Annotated in this window: 4 protein-coding genes and 1 pseudogene; 3 read left to right on the top strand and 2 right to left on the bottom strand. The window is 65.1% G+C overall.

What is annotated here, in order from left to right:
• Positions 1-44 precede the first annotated feature (44 nt).
• A complete protein-coding gene (locus tag QOC89_RS22360) occupies positions 45-1,064 on the bottom strand; it encodes an SGNH/GDSL hydrolase family protein (RefSeq protein ID WP_323047009.1) in 1,020 nt (339 codons plus the stop codon).
• 302 nt (positions 1,065-1,366) lie between these two features.
• Positions 1,367-2,272, bottom strand: coding sequence for a LysR family transcriptional regulator (locus QOC89_RS22355; RefSeq protein WP_323047008.1), 906 nt, complete (start codon positions 2,270-2,272; stop codon positions 1,367-1,369).
• A gap of 162 nt (positions 2,273-2,434) precedes the next feature.
• Here QOC89_RS22355 and QOC89_RS22350 point away from each other — a divergent pair, with 162 nt between their 5' ends.
• From QOC89_RS22350 to QOC89_RS22340, 3 genes and pseudogenes are all read left to right on the top strand, one after another.
• Positions 2,435-3,916: a M20 family metallopeptidase gene (locus QOC89_RS22350; RefSeq protein ID WP_323047007.1), complete on the top strand. Its 1,482-nt coding sequence runs from the start codon at positions 2,435-2,437 to the stop codon at positions 3,914-3,916.
• Positions 3,913-5,205: an MFS transporter gene (locus QOC89_RS22345; RefSeq protein WP_323047006.1), complete on the top strand. Its 1,293-nt coding sequence runs from the start codon at positions 3,913-3,915 to the stop codon at positions 5,203-5,205. Before QOC89_RS22350 ends, QOC89_RS22345 begins: the two co-directional genes overlap by 4 nt.
• Positions 5,206-5,286: 81 nt before the next feature.
• A pseudogene (locus QOC89_RS22340) lies at positions 5,287-5,615 on the top strand (serine hydrolase); the annotation flags it as partial.

Here is a 5,615-nt window from a genome sequence, read left to right as displayed (position 1 = left end):
AGCGAAACCCGCGCCCATGCCGCCCCCAGGCGGCGCCGGTCGGTTCAATGGCCCACGCCGGCGTTGGCGATCTGACGCTCCACAAACTGTGCGAACAGCGCGTGCAGATGCGTCGTCGGATGAAGGTTATCGGCGAACATGTACGTCTGATCCGCGTTGGCAGCGACGTAGGTGGCCGGCGAGCATAGCAGCGCCGACTGCCGGGGCGTTTTGCCGGGATCACAGGCGACGCCGGTATTCGCCACCCCGAAGCCATTGGCCTGGAAGTTCGCGATGATCTGGTTCAGCCACGTATAGGCATCGATCTGAATCACCTTGCTTTGCAGGCCATTCGTCTGCAAAGCGGCATTCAGGCTACTGTTGAAGAGTTGCGAAAGCTGCGTCAAGTTTGCCCCGCCATCGGACGAAGCGAGGCCGTCTGGGGACAACCCGATGTTCGGAAGATTGACTACCGCGACATGAGTAGCGCCGGCCTGAACCATCTGCCCGACCAGTTGGGCGAGCACAGTGGCCGCCGTCTCCACCGTCTGGGCAGCGGCGGGCAGCGACCCGGCCCGAAGAACGTCGTTCGCGCCAGCCCACACGAGCACCAGTTGATTCGAGTTGAAGCTTTTGTGAGCGCTCAGATAGCTCGAAACCTGCTGACTGACGGGCATTTCAATGTCGCCGATTATGTCGGTCAGAAAGGCATACTGGTCAGCTGGCGTCGCCACGGTGGCGCCGCCTTCCGCATAGCCAAGGCCGCCCTTTGCACTGAGCTTATGCGAAATGTCGATGGTGTACGCAGCGCTTAGTGTATCGCCGTAGTATTGCGCGACCTGCTGAGTCCACACTTGTCCCGGATTCGTGGTGAATCGTCCGCCGCCAACCGCGTTCGCGATGGGTGCGTAGGTTCCGACGTCCGACAGGCTGTCGCCGAACGAGACGATTTGCAGGTTGATGCCGCCTGCCGGCGGTGCTGCGCCGCCGTCACTGTTGCTGCTTCCGTGCCCGCCACATGCCGAAAGCAATGAGATCGCCATGGCAAAAACTGCAGCGCGGGCTTTGTCATTTATTCCTCGCATAGCTCCTCCTACCTGACCGGTGGGGCGGCCCCACCACCTGGAGCCGCTTGTCGCCCGCGGCTCTCGCGATAAGCATTCGGACTCCGCAAGAACCGTGCGCTCCCCCGTCGAGACGGCCTCGGCATCAGATTGCGGCGGGACTCTCTCCGATGGTTAGTCGACCGGTCCGCGCGGGGCCGCCGGCTGATGGCGACCGCCGCGACTCGACTGCCGCGTCGCACATGGACGCGCGTTCGCGTCGTGCGGATCGCGGGCTATCACGCGAAGGCATCAACCCCTGTTGCGCTCGAACGGCGCAGCGCTCAGTCGAGCAGCGCCGGATTATCGATTGCGCCCGTCAGCAGTTGGAGAAACACCTGCATCGCGCTCGGCAGGATTCGACCGGCCATCGTCTGGATCTGAAGCGTGCGCTGGTGCAACGCGGGATTGCTGATCGGCAGCGCGACGAGCCCGTCGGGGGCGAGCCGGCCGCGTACCGTCAGAAGTCCCGTCAACGTGACCGCATCGGTCTGACGCACGAAGCTCTGCAGGGCCGGGTGATAGTTGCTCACGAACACCGGATCGAACACGAGGCCTTCGAGACTGCACGCAATGTCGAACAGCTGGCGGATCGTCACGCCCGTATTGTTGATCGCGAACGGCCACGGCAACAGGTCCGCTAGCGACACCGACTCGCGCTCGCAAAGAGGATGATCGCGTCTGACAAGCGCGAAGATCGGCGCGCGCTGCGAGTACACCACGTTGATGTCCTTCTCCGGCGCGATGCTGAAGCACACGGCGATGTCGGCGGTGCCCTCGCGCACGCGCTGCGTCGCGACAGAGGGCGCGGCTACGTTGAGCTGAAAATGCGTTGCAGGATGCGTCTTCAGAAAGCGCGCGAACACCTGCGGCAGAAAGTGCGGCGCGACGCCCTCCGAACTGGCGATGCGAATAGTCGCGCGCCCGCCGTTGGTCAGCCCGCGGATTTCCTCCGCGACGCGCTCCGCGTCGAGCAAGCTGCGCTGCGCGTGTTCGGCGAGCAAACGCCCGGCATCGCTTAGCACCATGCCGCGCGGACGCCGTTCGAAAAGCGCCGCGCCGACCTCCTCCTCGAGCTTCGCGATCTGCCGGCTCAGTGCCGACACGGCCACATACAGCCGGGTCGATGCCTGGCTGAGCGAACCGCTCCTAGCCACTTCCAGAAAATAACGCAGTGCGGTGTTATCCATATCGTCAAGCTCCCCCTTTGCCGTTTCGGCAACGATCGCTGCCAAATATTGTAATTGTCCACAAATATCGTCCACGCCAGGATTGCGGGAACGCTTTGCTTGTTCATTCTCGTTTGAGTCATCGACCGCTCGCGCTGCGGCGCGCAATTCGGGGGAACCATCTTGACACGCGATACCGCTATCCGCCATGCCACGGAGCAGTACGACTCCGGGCGTTTTCTCGGTGACCTGCAGCGCCGCGTCGCTTTGCGCACGGAGAGCCAGGAAGCTGACAGCGGCGCGCCCCTGCGCGCTTATCTGAGCGACGAAATCACGCCGACGCTGATCGAATGGGGCTTTACCTGCCGCATCGTCGACAATCCCGTTCGGGGCGCCGGGCCGTTTCTGATCGCGCATCGGCGGGAAAACGACACGCTGCCGACCGTGCTCACCTACGGCCACGGCGACGTGGTGCGTGGCTACGACGCTCAGTGGCGCGAGGGCCTCGCGCCGTGGCGCGTGACGGTCGAAGGCGACCGCTGGTACGGACGCGGGACCGCCGACAACAAAGGCCAGCACAGCATCAACCTCGCCGCGCTGAAAGCGGTGCTGGATGCGCGCGGCGGCAAGCTCGGCTTCAATCTCAAACTGCTGTTTGAAACCGGCGAGGAAGTCGGTTCGCCGGGCCTTCACGCCGTCTGTGCGCAGTTGCGCGACGAACTGGCCGCCGACGTGCTGATCGCCTCGGACGGCCCTCGCCTCGCCGCCCAACGCCCCACGATTTTCCTGGGCTCGCGCGGCCTCGTGAATTTCCGCCTCGACGTGAAACTGCGCGACGGCGGTCATCATTCGGGCAATTGGGGCGGGCTGCTGCGCAATCCCGCCGTCGTGCTGGCCAACGCGATTGCGTCGATGGTCGATGCAAACGGCCGGATACTCGTCGAAGGCTTGCGCCCGCCGCCCGTGCCTGAGCCCGTGCGCCGCGCGCTCGCTGACATCGCGGTGGGCGGCAACCCGGGTGAGCCCGAGGTGGACGCCGACTACGGCGAGCCCGGCCTCACGCCGACCGAGCGCGTCTTCGGCTGGAATAACCTCGAAGTGCTGGCGTTTCGCACGGGCAACCCCGAGAAGCCGGTCAATGCCATTCCGCCGCACGCGTTTGCGCACATGCAGATCCGCTTCGTGGTCGGCACGGATTGGGAAAACCTCGAACCGATTTTGCGCCGGCATCTCGACGAGCACGGCTTCGGCATGGTCGATATCGACGTCGAACGCGGCATGCCCGCGACGCGCGTGGACCCGCTCGATCCGTGGGTGCAGTGGGCGTTGCGCTCGCTGCGGCAAACGACCGGCGTGGAGCCGGTGCTGCTGCCGAACCTCGGCGGCACGCTGCCGAACGACGCCTTCGCCGAGGTGCTCGGCATGCCCACCCTGTGGGTTCCGCATTCGTATCCGGGCTGCTCGCAACATGCGCCCGACGAGCATCTGCTCGGTCCTGTGATCCGGGAGGGCCTCGGCATCATGGCAGGGCTCTTCTGGGACCTCGGCGTGCAGGACGCCGACGCGCCCGACAGTGCCGGCGGTGGGAGCAGTGCATCGCGACTCCCACGAACCGTTGCAAGCGTCGCAGCCGTCGCAGCCGTCGGAACAGGACAACCGTCATGAGCATCGAATCCGCCACCGCCGCCGGCACGATCGCCCCGCCCGCGTCGCACCAGCGCATCTCGCGTCTGATTCTCGCGACGTCCATCGGCAACGCGATCGAATTCTACGACCTGGTCGTGTACGGCTACTTCGCGACCGTGCTGTCGCGGTTGTTCTTTCCGGTCCACGATAGAACCGTGTCGCTTCTGCTGACGTTCGGCACGTTCGCGCTGTCGTATCTGGCGCGGCCCGTCGGCGCGCTCGTGCTCGGCTCGTTCAGCGACCGCAAGGGCCGCAAGGCGTCGCTCACGCTGTCCATTGCGATGATGACGCTCGGCACCAGCGTGGTCGCGCTGATGCCGCCGTATGCGTCGATCGGCCTGCTCGCGCCAATCGGCATCTTCGCGTCGCGGCTGTTGCAAGGCTTCTCGGCCGGCGGTGAGTTCGGCAGTTCGACGGCGTTCCTGATCGAGCATGCGCCGCAGCGCAAGGGTTTCATGGCGAGCTGGCAGTTTTCGAGCCAGGGCGCGAGCACGCTGCTCGCCTCGGCGTTCGGCGCGGTGCTGACCAGCACGCTGACCCCGTCTCAACTGGAAGGCTGGGGATGGCGCATTCCGTTCCTGTTCGGCATCCTGATCGGTCCGGTCGGGCTTTATATCCGCCGCCGTATCGACGAAACGCCGGAGTTCGAGCGCGCGGAAAAGGCCGCCTCGCCGGTACGCGAGCTGCTCGCCACGCAGAAGTCGCGCGTGCTCGCGTCGATTGGCGCGCTCGTGCTCACCACCACGGCCAACTACATGCTCCTGTACATGCCGACATACGCGTCGCGGCAACTGGGCCTCGCGCCGTGGGCCGGCTTCGTCGCCACCTTGATGGCCGGTTTCATCATGATGGTGCTCACGCCGGTTGTCGGCCACTGGTCCGACAAGGTGGGACGCACGCGCATCATGCTCTGCGCCGGCGTGCTGTTTTTCCTGACGGTGTATCCGGCGTTCATGCTGATGAATGCGTACCCCTCGCTCCTGACACTGCTGGCCGCCGTCGTGTGGGTGGCCGTCCTGAAGGCGACGTACTTTGCGCCGATTCCCGCGCTGATGTCCGAATTCTTTCCGACCCGCACGCGCACGACCGGCATGGCGCTCGGCTACAACATCGGCACCACGGTATTCGGCGGATTCACGCCGCTCGCCGTGGCGGCGCTGATCGCGGCAACCGGCAACAACCTCGCGCCGGGTCTTTATCTGATGCTCGCGGCCATCGTCAGTCTGGGTACGCTGATATGGGCACGCGCACGTCTGAACGCGCACTGAATGACGCCGGCCGCGCTGGCCGCGCGACCGGCGTTAGAGCTGTCATCCTCGTTGAACCCGTTGAAAGTCAGGACATCAAGAATGCAAGACGATTTGCAACAAGCCGTGCGCTTCGCAGTAGAACACGAGTCGCTTTGGGATCGCCATGTGGATGGCGCGTGGGGCGTTCATGTCAACGATCCGCCGCCGTGGAACCGCCTGCTGGGCCCCGTCCATGATCGCGGCCCCGTGTCGGGCACGATCGCCGTGGATGGCCGCGTGTTGACCACCTGGGGCGAGCCCGATCGCGCCGACCTCACTTTCAGCGTCGCGAAGATGTACCTCGCGCTGCTTGCGGGCGTCGCGCACGATCGCGGATTACTGCCGGACGTCGACGAACCCGTGCGCCTGCGCGCGCCCGGCATCGGTTT

The sequence above is a fragment of the Paraburkholderia sp. genome (genome assembly GCF_034668105.1).
Classification (GTDB): Bacteria; Pseudomonadota; Gammaproteobacteria; order Burkholderiales; family Burkholderiaceae; genus Paraburkholderia.
The sequence above is the reverse complement of the archived record's forward strand: the minus strand, read 5'-3'. Positions and strand labels throughout refer to the sequence as shown.

Excerpts from the sequence above, each read along its gene's own strand:
- QOC89_RS22360 (WP_323047009.1), bottom strand. The coding sequence starts at position 1,064 with ATGCGAGGAATAAATGACAAAGCCCGCGCTGCAGTTTTTGCCATGGCG.
- QOC89_RS22345 (WP_323047006.1), top strand. The coding sequence starts at position 3,913 with ATGAGCATCGAATCCGCCACCGCCGCCGGCACGATCGCCCCGCCCGCG.
- QOC89_RS22355 (WP_323047008.1), bottom strand. The coding sequence starts at position 2,272 with ATGGATAACACCGCACTGCGTTATTTTCTGGAAGTGGCTAGGAGCGGT.